Source organism: Lactiplantibacillus sp. C232, from assembly GCF_023806725.1.
Lineage (GTDB): Bacteria > Bacillota > Bacilli > Lactobacillales > Lactobacillaceae > Lactiplantibacillus > Lactiplantibacillus plantarum.
The window spans coordinates 82849-101160 of record NZ_JAMSKZ010000007.1 but is presented as its reverse complement, the minus strand read 5'-3'; the positions used below and the strand labels follow the sequence as shown (position 1 = coordinate 101160).

The following is an 18312-nucleotide window of genomic DNA, read 5'->3' as shown; positions in this document are numbered from 1 at the left end:
GATAAGAAAAATGATGCAAAAAAGCGCGCGCTGACCGTTAGAAGGTGGCACGCGCTGATTGTCAGGAAAACTTAGGCGGCATCGGTGAGTTGGCAATTAGTGATACTAGCCATTGTTAGTGTCGTCAGTATTCAAGCTTTCGGTAATTAAAGTGGCGGTTTCTTCGATTGACTTATTAGCGACATTGATAACTAAACACCCAATCTTTTTGAAGATCTTGTCGGCGTATTCCAACTCGGCTTTAATTTTATCCGTGTTGGAATACATGGTGTCGGGATTAAGCCCATATTGGACCATTCGCTGCCGTCGAATATCGTTTAACTTTTCAGGATCGTTAGTTAGGCCAAAAATCTTTTTCGGATCAACTTTCCAAATTTCGTCAGGAATTTGAGCCTGAGGAACTAGTGGCAAGTTGGCGACTTTCAGGTTACGATTAGCTAAGTAGAGTGACAGGGGAGTCTTAGAGGTCCGGGAGACACCCAGTAAGACCACGTCGGCCTCTAAAAAGCCACTCGGATTCTTACCATCATCGTAAGTGACCGCAAATTCGATCGCGTTGATCCGGTCGAAGTAGTTGGTGTTTAACGCGTGTACGGTACCGGGGTGATTGGACGGTTGGACGTGCGTAATCTGTGAAAAAGTATCTAAAGCTGGTGTAATGACGTCATAATAAGGCAACTCGTGCGCTTCGCAAAATTGGTTAACGATTTGGCTGAGCCGGCGATCGACAAACGTATGAAAGATGGCGGCGTGTTCCTTCAGTGCCTGCGACAAAACCGTCTGGAGCAGTGAGTCGGTGCGGACAAATGGGAAACGCTGATAGCGAATGTCATAGTCGGAGAATTGTGCAGCGGCAGCTAAGGCCACGTTATGAGCTGTTTCACCGATAGAATCAGATAAAATAAAGACTTTAATTGCTGACATAGAATAACCTCATTTCGGTTCGATAATAGTCTTAGTGTAGCATAGCTGGCGGGGGATGAAAACGATTTACTGTCCGAACTGACGTTGCTCTTAACGATTTATTTTAAGGAAATTGTAAACTTTGGTTGACGGCCTTTTTCAATTTATGTATAATTTACTAGAACAGTTGCGTTATGTGTAAGTATGCATAATTTAACGGTTACTTTTTGAGCTCGGAGGGAGGGAATTTAACATGGCAAAAACAGTCGTTCGTAAAAACGAATCTCTTGATGATGCTCTTCGTCGCTTTAAGCGTACCGTTTCAAAGAGTGGTACTTTACAAGAATACCGCAAACGGGAATTCTACGAAAAACCAAGTGTGAAGAAGAAGTTAAAATCTGAAGCAGCACGTAAGCGTAAGAACCGTCGTCGTTTCAAGTAATTAGTATTGATTACTAATGACCTAACGAGGAGGGAAAACCAATGAGTTTAATCGATACACTCAATGGTGATCTAAAAGCTGCGATGAAGGCACGCGATAAGCAAGCCCTCAGCGTTATACGGATGCTTAAGTCAGCATTGATGAATGAACAAATTAATGTTGGCCATGATTTAACGGCTGATGAGGAAGTAAGCGTGCTCTCACGTGAACTGAAACAACGGCGCGAATCATTAAGTGAATTCGAAAATGCGGGTCGTCAAGATTTAGTCGACGGCGTTAAAGCAGAAATTGCAATTGTTGAGCAGTACATGCCAAAACAATTGTCGGACGAAGAAGTTCAACAGATTGTTGCTGACACCATTCAACAAGTCGGAGCTACTGGTAAAGGTGACTTTGGCAAGGTGATGGGGGCAGTGATGCCAAAACTTAAAGGTCAGGCAGATGGCAAGCTGATCAACCAAACAGTTAAATCATTATTGAATTAACGGTTAACCGGAGAAATTTTTCTCCGGTTTTTTTTGTTTCTTCTGGTTGATCAGAAATGCAGTACCGGTTGTTCAGATTAAGTATCAGCAATGGGTGCAGGGACTGATCTAACTGGGCTTACGTTGATTGATAGCGTGCCAATTTAATCGCTCGAAAGAAAAATGCTGTTCAGAAAATCGTTGTCGAATGCCGAGGCGTCCTTGTACTGGTTCGATGGGGGCTTTTATGCTATGATTAACTAACAAATACCTGCTGAAATCAGCGTGGTTATCACGCTAACTGCGGGTGCCATTATTAAATAATGGTGATTAAATCTGTCAATAAAGGAGTCCATGTTTTTGACCGAAAACTCAAAATATGAACAAAAATTTCTCATTGCTGATCCGGCCCAGTCAGTCGCGTTATTAGGACCAGAAGACGCCCACTTAGCTTTGCTTGAGGATGGGTTACACGTTCAATTGCACGTGTTTGGGGATCAAATGACGATCAGCAGTGATGACGAGGTTGCTGTTCATAATACGCAAGCAGTACTAGATAATTTAACGAGTTTAATTAAACAAGGTATTCAGATTGGGGCGCCAGATGTTATTAGCGCTATTAAGATGGTCAACCGGGGGACTTTGGATTACTTTAAAGACCTCTATTCAGAGACCTTAATTAAGGACAATCGTGGACGGCCCATTCGTGTCAAAAACTTTGGTCAGCGGCAGTATGTGCAAGCCGTTGCTAAAAGTGATATTACGTTTGGTATTGGTCCAGCCGGGACTGGGAAGACCTATCTAGCCGTTGTGATGGCAATTGCAGCTTTAAAACGGGGCGATGTCGAGAAGCTGATTTTGACGCGGCCAGCGGTTGAAGCTGGTGAGAGTCTTGGCTTTCTACCTGGTGATTTAAAGGAAAAAGTCGATCCGTACCTGCGGCCAATTTATGATGCGTTGTACGATATTTATGGCGCTGAACATACCCAGCGCTTAATGGATCGTGGTATCATCGAAATCGCACCGCTGGCTTATATGCGGGGGCGGACGCTTGACCATGCGTTCGTCATCTTGGATGAAGCACAGAATACGACGAATGCCCAGATGAAGATGTTTTTGACGCGGCTAGGTTTCGGTGCCAAGATGATTGTTAATGGTGATATCTCACAAATTGATTTACCACACCATACTAAGAGTGGCTTGATTCAAGCCGAACAGATTTTGGGCGGCATTAGCAATGTCGCGTTCGTTAAGTTTACGGCGGATGATGTGGTCAGAAATCCGGTCGTTGCCAAGATTATTACGGCGTACGACCGTGTGGAACAACGCTAGGGGGCACTTATGGATTTAGAATTATACGACCAAACAACAACGGGAGCGCAGCCAGAACAGTTGCAATTGATTCGGGATTTAATTGATCTTGCTGGTCAGACGTTAAAGTTACGGGATGATACCGAGGTCTCGGTGACCCTGATGAATAACGATGCTATTCAAAAAATCAATGAACAGTATCGGGGTGTCGATCGTCCAACTGATGTTATTAGTTTTGCGATGCACGACGATGACGAGGATGATTTGATTGTGATGGATCCGGAGATGGCGGCGGAAATGCCACTAAATCTCGGGGATATTATGATATCAGTTGATAAGGTTAGCGAACAAGCCGCTTTTTTGAACCATTCGGAGGCGCGCGAGCTAGGTTACTTGGTCGTTCACGGCTTTTTACATTTAAATGGGTATGATCATCTTCAGCCAGCGGATGAAACCGAAATGTTTACATTGCAACGCCAGATTTTGGACGCTTATGGCCTCGAAAAATAGACCAGATCGGCTACAGGTTGGCAAAAATCACTCGTTTTGGCAGTCCTGGCTACACGCGTGGACTGGGCTTAAAACGGTTGTGATTGAAGAACGTAATATGCGAACACACCTTGTACTGGGGGCGGTGGCCTTGTTTGCTGGCTGGTGGGTTCACTTGAGCGTTAACGAATGGCTGTGGCTAGCATTAGCGATTTTTCTGGTCATCTTATGTGAAATTAACAATACGATTGCAGAAAACCTGTCCGATATGATCACTGGGCCTAATTTCAGTCCCCTAGCTAAAAAAATTAAGGACATTGCGGCTGGTGCGGTAGTGTTTGCCGCGGCCTTTGCCGTCTTAGTTGGGTTAGTGTTGTTTGCACCTAAAATTTGGAACTTAATTGTCAGTTGGTTAAACTAGTAATTGGTTAACGATTGGACAAGATTGAAAGGAATTAATTATGGCAGAACAACAAGCATTTCATTCCGGCTTTGTGGCGATTATTGGTCGTCCCAATGTCGGTAAATCAACACTATTGAATCGGGTCGTTGGGCAAAAAGTCGCCATTATGTCTGACAAAGCCCAAACGACGCGGAACCGTATCCAGGGGATTTATACCACTGCGGATACGCAGATGGTCTTCATTGATACCCCTGGGATTCACAAACCGCATAGTCGATTAGGTGACTTTATGGTCAAGTCCGCCTTGTCAACTTTGGGTGAAGTGGATGCCGTACTATTCATGATTAATGCGGACGAACGGCGTGGTGCCGGGGATAACTTTATTATCGATCGTCTTAAAACGGTTAAACAACCGATTTATTTAGTGATTAATAAAATTGATCAAGTCCATCCAAATCATCTCTTGGAGATTATGGATCAGTATAAAGACGCTTTGCCGTGGAAGGAAGTTTATCCAATTTCCGCGCTTGAAGGAAATAACGTTGATGAACTACTGACGACCTTGAAGGGCCAATTGCCGGAAGGACCGCAGTATTATCCGTCCGACCAAATTACGGATCATCCAGAGCGGTTTATCATTTCTGAATTGATTCGTGAAAAGGTTCTTGAATTGACTCGTCAAGAAGTTCCCCATTCAACGGCGGTCGTGATTGATTCGATCAAACGTCAAGATGAAGAAAAAATTCACGTTCAGGCCACGATTATTATTGAACGGTCTTCGCAAAAGGGCATCATCATCGGTAAGGGTGGTAGCATGCTCAAGAAGATTGGCTCGTTAGCTCGGCGTGATATTGAACACTTACTTGGGGATAAGGTCTACCTTGAGCTCTGGGTAAAAGTCCAAGAGAACTGGAAGGACCGTCAAGACTTGCTAGCCAGCTATGGCTATCGGCAAGATGACTATTAGAATCGCTAGGTGATCCGGATGGCCCAACAAATGGTCACGAATTTTAACGGCATTTTGCTCTTTCGCCGGGACTACCGGGAACGCGATATGCTAATCAAGTTTTTAACTGCCGAGTATGGCAAGAAGATGTTTTTTATCCGCGGTGCGCGTCGGCGTGGCTTCAAAATGGCGGCGGAGTTATTGCCGTTCACGATGGGGGAATACGTTGGTGATTTACGTGATCAAGGTCTCTCGTATATTAATAGTGTCAAGTCAGTACAGTATCTTGAACATATTAGTCAAGATATTGCTTTGAACGCTTATGCCACGTACGTTATGAACTTAATGGACGTCGCTTTTCCAGATAATCAACCGGTGGGGCGGTGGTACCAACAGTTGACCAGTGCGCTGCAACTGATTGATCAAGATGTGGCCCCCGCGTTGGTGGCTAACGTGGTCGAAATTCAGTTACTGCAACCGTTTGGGGTGGCCCCAGAGTTGCGTTGGTGTACGGTTTGCGGTCGAAGTGATTTACCGTTAGATTATTCTGAAAGTTACGGCGGTTTGCTCTGTCAACAGCACTGGCATTTGGATCCCCACCGCTTGCATGCTAGTTCAGCAGCGATCTTTTATCTACGTCAGTTTTCCGTGTTGGATTTGGCTAAGGTTCATTCGATCAAGGTCAAACCGCGGACAGCAGCGGAGTTACGCCGGATTTTGGATGAAATCTATCAGAACTCAGTGGGCGTTCGATTGAAATCTAAACGCTTCATCGATCAGATGGGCAGTTGGTACCAACCGTTGGCGCCCCGGAAGAATGAGGATTGACAAACGAACGACCATCAGCTATGATGATGAAGAACTGAATAGTTAAGTGTTGATGAGAGAAGGTTAACGGATTCGACTTACAGTGAGACCGTGATGGTGAAAAACGGTCAGTCAAAGTCGTTAATTGGCGCTTTCGGAGCTTTAATACCGTGTAATTAAGCTGCTGAGGTTACTCAGAAGTAGGGTGGAACCGCGAAACCAATCGTCCCTATGTCGTTATTGTCGACGACAGGGGACTTTTTTTGTGCCATAAGTCTGGGAATAGCGATGCCCCCGTTTCAAAGCCATCAGCCGTTCAGTCACTAATTTTGGGAGGATACTAATGAGCAAAAAGTTATCAGTGCAAGAGATTATCTTAACCTTGCAAAAGTTTTGGTCGGATCAAGGTTGTATGTTAATGCAATCATATGATACAGAAAAAGGGGCCGGAACGATGAGCCCCTACACGTTCTTACGGGCAATCGGTCCCGAACCATGGAACGCGGCGTACGTTGAACCTTCACGCCGGCCTGCCGATGGTCGGTATGGTGAGAACCCCAACCGGTTGTACCAACACCACCAATTCCAAGTGGTCATGAAACCCTCACCAGAAAACGTGCAGGATTTATACTTACAAAGCTTGGAAAAACTTGGCATTAACCCGCTAGAACACGATATTCGTTTCGTGGAAGATAACTGGGAAAACCCATCAATGGGTTGTGCCGGTGTTGGTTGGGAAGTTTGGCTCGACGGGATGGAAATCAGCCAATTCACGTACTTCCAACAAGTTGGTGGTCTTGAAGTTGATCCCGTCACTTCTGAAATCACCTATGGTTTGGAACGACTCTCATCTTACATTCAGGATGTAAACTCCGTATTTGACCTTGAATGGGGCGATGGCGTGAAGTATGGCGACATCTTCTTGGAACCAGAATTTGAAAATTCTAAGTACGCTTTTGAAGATAGCAACGAAGAATTATTATTAATGTTATTTGATGAATATGAAAAGGAAGCCAAGCGGCAAATTAAGAACGGCTTAGTTCACCCCGCGTACGACTACTGTCTTAAATGTAGTCATACCTTCAACTTGATGGATGCTCGCGGTATGGTTTCAGTCACGGAACGTGCCGGCTATTTAGATCGAATCCGAAACATGGCGAAGTCGATTGCCAAGGAATTCGTGGCGCAACGTGAAAAACGTGGCTTCCCGTTATTAAAACACGCACAGGAGGAGACGAAATAATGGCGAAAACTTATTTACTTGAAATTGGTTTGGAAGAAATGCCGGCCCACGTCGTTACACCGAGTGTGTTGCAACTTAAAGAACGAATGGTCAAGTTCTTAAAGGATGCCCGGCTTGATTTTGAAGATGTTAAAACCTTCTCAACACCACGCCGGTTAACGGTTCAGGTGTTAGGCTTAGCTGACAAGCAGGCTGATGTGAAAAAAGAAGTTCGGGGTCCAGCTAAGAAGATTGCTCAGGATGCGGATGGCAACTGGACAAAGGCAGCGATTGGTTTTTCTAAGGGCCAAGGGGCGTCAACTGATGACATCGTCTTTAAAGATGTTAAGGGTACCCCGTATGTCTTTGTACAAACCTTTACGGCCGGTAAAACGGCGGCCGAAGTGTTGGCGGCCGGAATCAAGGATGTTATCACCAAGATGAATTTCCCAACGATGATGAAGTGGTCGACGTACAGTTTCAAGTATATTCGGCCGATTCGTTGGATCGTGTCATTATTAGATGACGAGGTTGTGCCGGTTCAAATTCTGGACGTTGCGGCTGGCCGTGTTTCACGGGGCCACCGTTTCTTGGGCCATGACGTTGAAATTGCCACTGCTGCGGACTATGAAGCTGACTTAGCTAGTGTTCAAGTTATTGCGGATGCCGCTAAGCGTAAGGCAACGATTCGTGAACAGATCGCGGCCTTGGCGAATGAACGCGACTGGCAAATCAAAGTTAATGAAGACTTGTTGGAAGAAGTTAATAACTTGGTGGAATATCCAACTGCATTTGCGGGAGATTTTGATACCAAATACTTAACGATCCCGGATGAAGTCTTGATTACTTCGATGCGTGATCATCAACGGTTCTTCTACGTAACGGATGCCGAGGATAACTTATTACCACACTTTGTTTCCGTTCGAAACGGGAACACGGATCACTTGGAAAACGTGGCTTTAGGTAATCAAAAAGTATTGACGGCACGCTTAGAAGATGCAGCTTTCTTCTATCATGAAGATCAACAACACTCGATTCAAGAATATGTGGAACGACTCAAAAAGGTTAGCTTCCATGATAAAATCGGGACGATGTATGAGAAGATGCAGCGGGTCATGGTTATCAGTGATTTTTTGGCTGATCGGTTTGGTTTGACTGAGACTGAAAAGAACCAACTCCACCGGGCAGCGCAAATCTATAAATTTGATTTAGTGACAGGGATGGTTGGCGAATTCCCTGAATTACAAGGGGTCATGGGTGACAAGTATGCTGTCTTGAAGGGTGAAGATCCAGCAGTCGGTCAAGCTATTCGTGAGCATTACATGCCAATCAGCGCTGATGGCGACTTACCTAAGTCCAAGGTCGGCGCGGTGTTAGCTATTGCGGACAAAGTTGATTCCATTACGAGCTTCTTTGCCGTTGGCTTGACTCCTAGTGGCTCTAATGATCCGTTTGCTTTGCGTCGTCAAGCGTTTGGAATCGTACGGATCGTACGGGAACAAGGTTGGGATTTCCCAATTCGTCAACTCGAGGCCGATATTCAAAAGGAATTAGTGGCCCATGATGCTACGTACAACTTAGACTTCGAAAAGCAAACGGCACCAGTTGCTGATTTCTTAACGGATCGCGTCAAACAATGGTTTAACAACCGTAAGATTCGCTACGATATCGTCGATACGGTTATCAAAGGGAGTCGTCAGGATATCCGTGAAATGTTCAAAGCAGCCGATGTGCTGAATGCGCATCAAGATGATCCGCAGTTTAAGGACACAATTGAAGCCTTTACTCGTCTGTTGCGGATCACGGCGAAAGCTAAGTTGGCAGCCGGTGATTTGACTGTTGATCCAAGTTTATTTGAAAATGAGGCGGAACAACACTTGTACGATGCTGTTCTTGAATTGCAAAAGCAATTTACCCCAGCGATGAGTATGGAGGACCGTTTCAAAGCCCTGGCCGCCTTACGACCATTGATCGTCGACTACTTTGAACAGACGATGGTGATGAGTAAGGATGAAAAGGTGCGGGATAATCACTTGAAGCAACTCTTGACGATCGCCCAAATGATCAACGTGATGGGTGACTTGAATCAATTAATCGTTAAATAAGCACGGACTGTGGATAATCAAAAGAAGTTACAGCAAGCGCGCTGTAGCTTCTTTTTTAGCTTGCTGACAAACAAATTTGACAAATATGTCTAATAAGGGCAACTTATTATTGCACTGCTGTCAAACTTGTGGTAATATATATTCTGTAAAAGTTTGCACGCACAAAGTCGCATCCAAATTTCGTGATGCGGCTTTTGATTGCGGCAATGATTTGGTTGGTTTGTCAGACTTTAGTTAGTAGAAATGGGGTGGCAAAGTGGCCAATCGAATTCCCGAGGAAAAGGTTGAGCAAGTCCGCTCAGCAGTCAACATTGCGGATTTTATTGGACAATACGTTCAGTTGAAGAAGGCTGGTAAGAATTTATTTGGCCTGTGTCCCTTTCACGAAGAGCGCACGCCATCCTTTTCGGTCAATGAGCAAAAGCAGATTTTTCACTGTTTTAGCTGTGGCCGTGGGGGCAATGTGTTCAGCTTCATTATGGATCTCGAAAACTTGTCTTTTCCGGAAGCAGTCGTCAAGGTGGCCGATTTTGGGCACATTGACTTGCCGGCGAGCTATACGGCGCAGTCACAACCGGCCGCACCTAAGGATCAGCAACAAGCCGATCTGTTAAAGTTGTACGCGGATAGCGCTAAGATGTATCAACATATTTTAGTGAATACTGAACTGGGTGAACCGGCGCTTAAGTACTTGCACGAGCGCGGGCTGGATGATGAGACGATTAAAACGTTTGGTATCGGCTATGCACCTGCTAATCAGCTCTTGTTAGATTTTTTTAAAGAACACCAGACCGACTACCAACTACTACGGCAGTCGGGACTGTTCATTGAAAATCAAGCGGGTGACTTACGTGATCGCTTCGTTGACCGGGTCTTGTTTCCGATTAAAGACGCGAGTGGTCGGGTGATTGCTTTCTCAGGTCGAATCCTCAAAAAATCACCTAATGAACCTAAGTATTTGAATAGTCCGGAAACGAAGCTGTTCAACAAGCGTTCAGTATTATTTAACTTTGACTTAGCACGGGGCCCCATTCGACAACAAAAGTCGGTGGTGCTGTTTGAAGGCTTTATGGATGTGATTGCGGCTTATCGTTCTGGTATTCAGAACGGGGTCGCATCAATGGGGACGAGCTTAACTGATGAGCAGATTTACATGCTTGAGCGCGTTACCGACACCTTATATGTCTGTTACGATAGCGATATGCCGGGGCAAAAGGCGACTGATCGTGCTCTGAAATTGCTAGGTGGTAACAGTCGCCTTAATCTGGGTGTAATCCAAATGCCTGATGGGATGGATCCCGACGAGTATTTGCGTGCTCAGGGGCAGGAGAAGTTTGTCCAAGTATTTGAAGATGGTAAGCAAACGCCCACTGCATTTGAAATGCAGTATTTAAAACATGATTTGAACTTGCAAAACACGCCCGATCAATTGACTTATTTACAGGCGGTTTTGCAACAATTAGCACAACTGTCCTCTAGTGTCGAACAGGATTTATATTTAAACCAATTAGTGGCGGAGTTTGATCTTGATAAGGATGATTTAAAGCAACAGTTACGATCACTGGTCGGTCAGCAGGCCGTTCGACGTGGTGGTCACTCGGATGAACCGCAAGTAGCTCCGCCACCAGCACCTGCGCCGCTAGGGCCACCCCCAGCCACGGTGGATGGCAGTACGAACAGTGGTCCGTTAAGTCGGGTAGAGAAAGCGGAGCGGTTGTTACTGTACCGTTTGTTGAATGACCACGATGTTTGGTTACGGGTGATGGCGATTGCTGGTTTTCATTTTGTTCATGATTCGTATCAACAAATCTTGGTGTATGCGGAGGCTTATTTTAAAACGCATAATCAATTTGATTTGGGCAACTTTACGGATTTTATGACGGATTCAGATTTACAGCCTGTCGTCACGAGTTTGGAATTTATGGACGTGGCCAATGAATCTTCCAAGGAAGAGATTGCTGATCTAGTCAATGTGATCATGAATCAACAGCCGCTGGTAGAACAAATCAACAGTAAGAAGGCCGAGTTAACGGCAGCCAAGCAGATCGGTAATCGTGATTTGGTTCAGCAGTTAACGTTGGCATTAATTGACCTATATCGGCAACAACAGCAGGTCCAACGAGCTGATAACTAGGCGTGAAAATGATATACTTAAAGTTGGCTCGGTATTGCAACCGATCAGCTGGTAGATGCATACTAAATAGGAGGCTACTACATGGCAAAGGCAAAAGCAACGACGGAATACGACAAAGCCGTTAAAGCATTAATTAAGGAATATAAGAAAACTGGTAGCATTCAATATGATGAATTATCAGATAAATTAGCAGCGCCTTACAAACTAGATGCTAGTGGCATTGATAAATTATTACAAAAGGTTGAAGATGCTGGGATTAGTGTTGTTGATGAAAAAGGTGATCCTGATGCTCGAGCGGTCAAAAGTGTCAAAAAAGTTTCTAAGAAGGAACTTAGTGATGCTGGCTCGGCTTCTGGAATTAAAATCAATGATCCCGTGCGGATGTATTTGAAAGAAATTGGTCGTGTCGACTTATTAACGGCTGACGAAGAAGTCGCTTTAGCACTCCGAATCGAACAAGGTGATGAATCTGCCAAGCAAGAATTAGCCGAAGCCAACTTACGGTTGGTCGTTTCGATTGCCAAACGTTACGTGGGTCGGGGAATGCAATTCCTTGATTTGATTCAAGAAGGTAACATGGGGCTAATGAAGGCCGTTGAAAAGTTTGATTACCGTAAAGGATTCAAGTTCTCAACGTACGCGACTTGGTGGATTCGCCAAGCAATTACGCGGGCAATTGCTGACCAAGCGCGGACCATTCGGATTCCAGTGCACATGGTCGAAACTATTAACAAATTAATTCGAATTCAACGGCAACTGTTACAAGATTTAGGGCGCGAACCAACTCCTGAAGAAATTGGGGCTGAAATGGACATGCCAACGGAAAAGGTTCGTGAAATCTTGAAGATCGCACAAGAACCCGTTTCATTGGAAACGCCAATTGGTGAAGAGGACGATTCACACTTAGGTGACTTCATCGAAGACCAAGACGCAACCTCACCAGCGGATGCCGCGGCTTATGAATTGTTGAAAGAACAACTGGAAGGTGTCCTTGATACCTTGACGGACCGGGAAGAAAACGTCTTACGCTTACGGTTCGGACTTGATGATGGTCGGACCCGGACACTGGAAGAAGTTGGAAAAGTCTTCGGTGTGACCCGTGAACGGATCCGCCAAATCGAAGCCAAGGCGCTACGGAAGTTACGCCACCCATCACGTAGTAAACAGTTAAAAGATTTCTTGGAATAATCACCAGATGATGACGTCTGACTAACCAGCTAAAGGTGCTGATTGGTCAGGCGTTTTTTTTTGCTTATGTAAATGTTAAAACGTGGTGGACACTGATTTAAGCCGCAACCCACGTCTTAATGCCATATTGACGAAACGTGTTCGGGTCCGATGAGCCTTCCGGGTAGCGACGCGATGAGTTTACCGCTCAACGCCTTAGTTGGGCTAATCCTCAGTCTCAAGCCGTCTGAACCACACACTCTGGCAGTGCTGAGCATTGGCCGAAATGCCTTCCAGTTGGGAAGGTATTCGAATGGCTGACAGGGATGTCCCCAACTTTTGCTGGCTTGGTCGTTGCTATTTTAGAGACAGCAATTTTATCAGTAACTGTCAGTTTGATAATCGAACTGTGATTCGTTCATTAATTCTCAGTCACCATATTATGACTGAGATTCCAAACAACTGAGACCACATTAACGTTTGTTCAATGTTCCAAGCAGTAATTGAATTCGGCGACCAATTGCACTAAGTTGAGTGGCTGTTCATCTGTCATGCGAGCAGGGGTCCCGGAGGTCGGAATAGGATGAACAAGCACTGATGAACTGGCAACCAAATTTAAGACTCTTTTCAGTAATTTGGCATACTGTAATGATGTCGCACTCACGTTTGAGGTAATCATTTTGTGCCAGGAATATGATTGTTGAGTTGTCAAACTCAAATTAGTGTGTTAGTGTACTAGTTGTAGTAATACACGTAGTACACAATACCGAGGTGATAAAATGCCGTTTGCAACTAATGGGGCACCGTATTACGAACAGTTAGTTATGCAGATTAAGCAGCAGATCGTTCAGGAAGTCTTACGACCAGGGGATCAATTGCCTTCAATTCGAGCAATGGCGTCAGAAATGCACCTTAATCCGAACACGGTCAGTAAGGCTTATCAAATCTTGGAGCATCAGCGAGCCGTGTATACTGTAAAAGGTCGGGGGACGTTTGTGAGTGAATCGAGTCAGATTGCAACTGATTCGAATGCGGTTGATGATCTTCAGACGCGCTTACAATCACTGTTAACGGAAGCACAATTTTTAGGAATCAGTGCGCAGCAAGTTCAGGCGTGGGTGACCACGGCTTATCAAAAGGGGGAGTCACGGGATGAGTATCCAAGTTAAAGCATTAAGTAAGCGGATTGATAATCGTGAAATATTAAGGGGGATTACTTTTACTTGGCAGCCAGGTCGAATCGTTGGGTTGGTCGGGCGGAACGGCGTTGGAAAGACGACGCTCTTTCGGACGATGGCTGATCACTATTTGGCGGACGAAGGCGAATTAGTGATTGAGGGGCAGTCGACTTTGCAGCAACCATACTGTCGGCAAAAATTATTTTATATTGATACACAACGTCACTTTTTTGGTGGTCAACGGTTGCGACAGATCATAACGACATACGCGTTGGCTTACGATGACTTTGACCAATCGCAACTAACAGCGTTATTAGCGGCCGAGCATTTATCAACCAAAAGCTACTACCAGCGGTTATCAAAGGGTCAGCAGATGTTATTTCAAATCTTGCTAGCGTTAGCGAGTCACGTGCCATATATTATTTTGGATGAGCCGTTTGATGGTTTGGATATCATCGTGCGCGAGCGGATTGTAGCCTATATGGTTGAGGAGGTCGCCGAACACGGCGTCAGTTTCTTGATTTCATCACATAATCTTGATGAACTTGACGGTTTATGCGACCAAGTGCTGTTTTTGCAACATCATGAATTAGTTGCTGATTACGACCTAGAAAGTTTACGGGCAACGGCCCGCAAGTTTCAGCTTGTTTTTGCAGATAAGCATATACCAGCGGTTGTGAAAGAGCATGGGCAGCTGATTAAAGTTTACGGTCGGGTCTTAGAAGTGTACTTTGCGGACTACACGCCGACAATTGAGACAGCGCTCCAACAAAATCAACCATTGATGATGGCCGTCCAGCCGTTGACCATTACAGATGTTTTCCGAGTTAAATTGGGCGACCGGCAAGCTGTTTGGGGTGGTGTGTAGAATGGCAACTGTAAAATTGAGACGGTTATGGTGGCAACAAAATCGGCCTTGGGTGCGACTTGTGACGGCAACGTGTCTGTTAGTGAGCTTATTAATGGCAATTAATGTGACACATACTTGGCAGGTGGAACATGCCCGGAGTGTACGTGGTGAACGGATCAACGCTGCGGATTTTGTTAAACACCCGAAAGACTATAAAGTTGCCGGTCGTCCGGCGGTTAGCCTGCATGTTTATTATGAACATCTTGACCAGTTTTTTTGGCCTGGCGAATACACTTCTACGGATCCCAATCAGGCAGTGCGGGCCCAACAACCCAACCGTTTGTATTATGTTTTGGGACTCGTCAGCGGTTTGCTGCTTGCATTCTGGGGTCGTCGCACACACCGCTTCGAGTTTATGGCTAGTTTAGGTGTTACGCGTTGGCAAATTTGGTGGCAACAGCTGCGGCTCGGGCTGCTATTAATGGTCACCGTTTTTGTAAGTCAAGTGATTTATTATGGCTGGATCACGGCTGCAATCCCCCAAGTTTATCAGCAATACCGTAACGGGGCCGCCCTCTTGGGAAGTAGTGTGGCAGTGACGATGGTCAGTGGGTGCCTAATTATGCTTGCTTGGCTGGTGGGGAGCTTTAATCAGCGGTTATGGTTAGCAATCCTGATCAGCACTCTGACCTGGCGTTGGGCGTCGGGAATGTTAACGCGGACAAATATGTGGTTGCGGTGGTTTCACATTCAGTCGTTGCCTAGTATCTGGTTACATGTTCACTACGGGGTAGCGGCAATCATGGCATTAGTGGGCTTGCTGATGCTACTAGGATTAACTTGGATGGCCTGTCGTCAATGGTCAGCGGATATCACCACAATTGCGGCAACAATCGCTATTTAATGGGGTTATCGCCAGTGCTTTGATTAGTTTGAGTATTGGCTCAACACTTGGGGACATCCTACTACTGCCTTTGATGGGAACAATTGCGCCGTGGTATGAATTGGTCGGAATCGTGCTGACTATGATGGCAATGCTCGTCTATCGTGCTGGCCGTCGTTACCATCAACTGGGGGAAGTTGTGAGATGAATAAAAAATTGGGGCACTTGATTATTTGGCAGCATGCGCCACTTCTCATTGGTATGCTGATTTTGTTTATAGCACTGGGGGCGTGGACTGGCTTCAGAATGAATCAACACTGGCAAATGCTAGATCAGAATCATGACATGCTAATTTCAGGTCTTAAATACGACCACCGGCGGCAACAGTATCAGGATGTAGATGGCTTAGTAGCACCTTCGAAACAGCAGTACTTGAATCAATATTTACAAGTTTATCATGCTGATCGGCGGGGATTATTGGCGAATTTGCGCGTTGGGAGTAATGTTGAACCAAATGATTTTCTATGGGGAATCAGTATTTTAGTGGGCATAGCACTCATTGCCATTCCACGTTACCGGCATCAGAATGAGTGGTTACAGAGCTTAGGATTTCGCCGAGCAGCTATTTTTGGTGCGACGTTTTTGAGCTATAGTTTAACGACGATCATTGCGTATAGTTTGGCGAAATTAATGGTTCTGCTGGTGCTGGTACAGAATATTCCCGGAATTTATTTCGCGCAATTCAATTGGTGGGTCTGGGGCGGCAATGTAATCAGTACCACGCTCGTTGCACTGATTTTGATGACCGCTTCTGCATTAGTGTTATTGGTCACGCCTAACCTGGTAATGGCAATGCTCGTCGGCTATGCAATCGTTAAACCAATCAGTTGGTTTGTATTGATACGGTCATTCGGCCAACCTGGTAATTATTTGTTGGCGTTCCTCAATCAACACTGGTTGTTGGGTATCGCAATTGGATGTCTAGTCTGGGGCTTGGGCGGGATACTTGGTCGGTATTTGAGCGCCCAGCAAATCACGGAACGTAACCACCAAGCGATTTTGTTACCGGCTTGGCGGGTACCAATGCTGATAGGGTTGAGCATCATACTGACTAAATTGATTACCGACGTTATGCTGGCACCACAGACGAGTTGGTCATATGTAGCAGTAGTTTGGTCAGCAACATTAATTGGTCTGATTGCTTGGATTTATCAACCACGCTGGAGTCGTTATTTTTGGCAAGTTGTGCGCCAGTTACGCTAATATGATGAAATTAACAATTAATCGATAAAGCATCCAGCTGGTTAGTAATCTTATTTGACCGACTGGATGCTTTTAAACGTTACGAGTTTGAAAAGAATAGTTGGCAAGTGTTAAGAATAACAGTAGATAGGCGATATAACCAATCGTCAGCGTGGATAGATTTAGTCGGGTTAATTGTTGTAGCTGTGGTGTTTGGATTTGCTCGCCTAGATTGATCATGTTGAGCGGATTCCACTTTAACCAGCTGACTTTGGCGTATAAATAAAAACAAAGTTGATTGAAAATGGTCACAATAAAGTACCCAATGATGCCGGTCAGAATGGCTGGTGTTGAACTGGTGAATAGGGTGCCCAATAGTAAGACGACACTCATTAAAAATAGTAGGGTCAGTCCTGTTGATAGCATGTTCAGACCCCAAGTGTGCCAAATTGTACCGTAATTAGGTAAGCGCCGAAAGAAGCTCAACTTCAGTCCGAGACTCATGAGGGTGCTAAAGCCAGATAAGCCAATCATCAGACCGAGTATCGTGAGCCATTTGCTGACTAAGACTTGGGTCCGCGAATAACTGCGATAAAGTAGCGCTCGTAACGTGCCATTTTGCCGTTCATTCGTTAAATAAGTGCTGCCAATTGTGATTGTCAAAAATAGTATCGGAATAAAGCCGTAGTCGTTGTTTACAAATGCATCATATGGCGTTAGTAGCTGTGGGTAGTGAGCGGCATATATCGCAATTATGAATTGAAAAATCATTATAAATGGAATAAACAGTTGAATCACACGATAGTGCATTAATTTTCGATTTTCTTGTCGTAACAATGTGAACATTAGATTGACCTCCTTAGTGGTTGACCGTTTTCAGCATGGTTAATAAGGATGATTCTAAGTCTTCAGTGTGGGGTTGAATCCGCTGTAACTGAATCTGATTGGTCAAAAGTAGTTGCAGTAATGGATTAAGCTGAAATCCGGGCGTTATTAAGACACGAATTGGTGTTGCTGCAACTAGGTGGTATCCAGCAGAACGCAATAGCTGATAAGCCCGTTGATCTTGATTAGTTACTAATTCATAAGTGGGGCGCTGTTGGGCAAGAAACGCTGGCATGCTCATATTGGCGATCAGTTGCCCGTGATCAAGAACTAAGACGTCATTGGCGACCCGTTGCAGTTCACTCAGGAGATGACTTGAAATTAAAAAGGTGGTGCCTTGAGCTTGCGCCCATAAAATTAAATCGCGTAATTCTTTTGTGGCCTGTGGATCAAGACCATTCATGGGTTCATCTAAGATGACTAGTGCGGGCTGATTGAGCAAAGCCAAGGCTACACCCAATTTTTGCCGCATACCGAGTGAGTAGTGTTTCGTTAGTATATCGGCAAATGCTTGCATGCTAAGTGCTTCAATGATTTTGGTAACGCGTGCTGTACGATTGGCACCGGTTGCGAACAGTGAGAGTTGTTGCCGGCCAGTCAAGAATGGGTAGAGTCCGGGATATTCAATTAGGGCGCCCACAGCGCTTAAAGCTTGGTGATGGCATGGCGTAATTGACTGACCATTTAAATAAATCTGACCAGTAAAGGAAGTGAGCCCTAAGATTGATTTCATCAGTGTCGTTTTGCCAGCACCATTTGCACCAACTAAGGCGACGATATGCCCCTTTTGAATGGTGAAGGTCAGGGCTTTTAAAATGTGCTGGTGACTGAAGTATTGATTTAATTGCGTGACGGTCAGTAGTGGTGTGTTCATATTGGAA

Annotated in this window: 19 protein-coding genes; 16 read left to right on the top strand and 3 right to left on the bottom strand. The window is 45.1% G+C overall.

Features of this window, described 5'->3' with window-relative positions:
- Positions 1-105: 105 nt before the first annotated feature.
- A complete protein-coding gene (locus tag MZO41_RS08480) occupies positions 106-924 on the bottom strand; it encodes a pyruvate, water dikinase regulatory protein (protein ID WP_003640684.1) in 819 nt (272 codons plus the stop codon).
- Positions 925-1156: 232 nt separating this feature from the next.
- Here MZO41_RS08480 and rpsU point away from each other — a divergent pair, with 232 nt between their 5' ends.
- The 16 genes from rpsU to MZO41_RS08400 all read left to right on the top strand — a co-directional run bounded on the left by rpsU (position 1157) and on the right by MZO41_RS08400 (position 16567).
- Entirely contained in the window at positions 1157-1345 is a 189-nt protein-coding gene (gene rpsU, locus MZO41_RS08475; RefSeq protein ID WP_003638914.1) for a 30S ribosomal protein S21, read from the top strand.
- A gap of 41 nt (positions 1346-1386) precedes the next feature.
- Positions 1387-1830 carry a GatB/YqeY domain-containing protein gene (locus MZO41_RS08470; RefSeq protein WP_003640683.1) on the top strand — a complete coding sequence of 148 codons (444 nt, stop codon included), beginning with the start codon at positions 1387-1389 and terminating at the stop codon, positions 1828-1830.
- Positions 1831-2163: 333 nt separating this feature from the next.
- Entirely contained in the window at positions 2164-3141 is a 978-nt protein-coding gene (locus MZO41_RS08465) for a PhoH family protein (protein WP_003644473.1), read from the top strand.
- Between the two features lie 9 nt (positions 3142-3150).
- The gene (ybeY, locus tag MZO41_RS08460; RefSeq protein ID WP_003640681.1) at positions 3151-3630 is read left to right on the top strand and encodes an rRNA maturation RNase YbeY; all 480 of its coding nucleotides are present in this window, start codon (positions 3151-3153) and stop codon (positions 3628-3630) included.
- Positions 3614-4030 carry a diacylglycerol kinase family protein gene (locus tag MZO41_RS08455; RefSeq protein WP_003640680.1) on the top strand — a complete coding sequence of 139 codons (417 nt, stop codon included), beginning with the start codon at positions 3614-3616 and terminating at the stop codon, positions 4028-4030. Before ybeY ends, MZO41_RS08455 begins: the two co-directional genes overlap by 17 nt.
- A 40-nt stretch (positions 4031-4070) precedes the next feature.
- Positions 4071-4979 carry a GTPase Era gene (gene era / locus MZO41_RS08450; protein ID WP_013355600.1) on the top strand — a complete coding sequence of 303 codons (909 nt, stop codon included), beginning with the start codon at positions 4071-4073 and terminating at the stop codon, positions 4977-4979.
- Between the two features lie 30 nt (positions 4980-5009).
- On the top strand, positions 5010-5786 hold the full coding sequence (gene recO, locus MZO41_RS08445) for a DNA repair protein RecO (protein WP_013355599.1): 777 nt from the start codon (positions 5010-5012) through the stop codon (positions 5784-5786).
- 322 nt (positions 5787-6108) lie between these two features.
- Entirely contained in the window at positions 6109-7008 is a 900-nt protein-coding gene (glyQ, locus tag MZO41_RS08440; protein ID WP_003640677.1) for a glycine--tRNA ligase subunit alpha, read from the top strand.
- Positions 7008-9092, top strand: a complete 2085-nt coding sequence (gene glyS / locus MZO41_RS08435; RefSeq protein ID WP_013355598.1) for a glycine--tRNA ligase subunit beta — start codon at positions 7008-7010, stop codon at positions 9090-9092. Before glyQ ends, glyS begins: the two co-directional genes overlap by 1 nt.
- Positions 9093-9348: 256 nt before the next feature.
- The gene (gene dnaG / locus MZO41_RS08430; protein WP_003645983.1) at positions 9349-11226 is read left to right on the top strand and encodes a DNA primase; all 1878 of its coding nucleotides are present in this window, start codon (positions 9349-9351) and stop codon (positions 11224-11226) included.
- An 81-nt stretch (positions 11227-11307) separates the two neighbouring features.
- Positions 11308-12414 carry an RNA polymerase sigma factor RpoD gene (gene rpoD, locus MZO41_RS08425; RefSeq protein WP_003640674.1) on the top strand — a complete coding sequence of 369 codons (1107 nt, stop codon included), beginning with the start codon at positions 11308-11310 and terminating at the stop codon, positions 12412-12414.
- A 758-nt stretch (positions 12415-13172) separates the two neighbouring features.
- Positions 13173-13562 (top strand): GntR family transcriptional regulator, encoded by a 390-nt coding sequence (locus MZO41_RS08420; RefSeq protein WP_003645984.1) that lies wholly within the window; start codon positions 13173-13175, stop codon positions 13560-13562.
- Positions 13546-14439 (top strand): ATP-binding cassette domain-containing protein, encoded by an 894-nt coding sequence (locus MZO41_RS08415; RefSeq protein ID WP_003640669.1) that lies wholly within the window; start codon positions 13546-13548, stop codon positions 14437-14439. The genes MZO41_RS08420 and MZO41_RS08415 overlap by 17 nt, the downstream gene beginning before the upstream one ends.
- 1 nt (position 14440) lies before the next feature.
- On the top strand, positions 14441-15325 hold the full coding sequence (locus MZO41_RS08410; protein ID WP_252129673.1) for an ABC transporter permease: 885 nt from the start codon (positions 14441-14443) through the stop codon (positions 15323-15325).
- Positions 15303-15512: a hypothetical protein gene (locus MZO41_RS08405; protein ID WP_252129672.1), complete on the top strand. Its 210-nt coding sequence runs from the start codon at positions 15303-15305 to the stop codon at positions 15510-15512. Before MZO41_RS08410 ends, MZO41_RS08405 begins: the two co-directional genes overlap by 23 nt.
- A complete protein-coding gene (locus MZO41_RS08400) occupies positions 15509-16567 on the top strand; it encodes an ABC transporter permease (protein ID WP_003644469.1) in 1059 nt (352 codons plus the stop codon). The genes MZO41_RS08405 and MZO41_RS08400 overlap by 4 nt, the downstream gene beginning before the upstream one ends.
- Positions 16568-16639: 72 nt before the next feature.
- On the opposite strand, the gene MZO41_RS08395 is transcribed toward MZO41_RS08400, so the two are convergent.
- Together MZO41_RS08395 and MZO41_RS08390 are read right to left on the bottom strand one after the other, a co-directional pair.
- Positions 16640-17392, bottom strand: coding sequence for an ABC transporter permease (locus tag MZO41_RS08395; protein ID WP_003644468.1), 753 nt, complete (start codon positions 17390-17392; stop codon positions 16640-16642).
- 13 nt (positions 17393-17405) lie between these two features.
- Positions 17406-18305 carry an ABC transporter ATP-binding protein gene (locus MZO41_RS08390; RefSeq protein WP_003640665.1) on the bottom strand — a complete coding sequence of 300 codons (900 nt, stop codon included), beginning with the start codon at positions 18303-18305 and terminating at the stop codon, positions 17406-17408.
- Positions 18306-18312 lie beyond the last annotated feature (7 nt).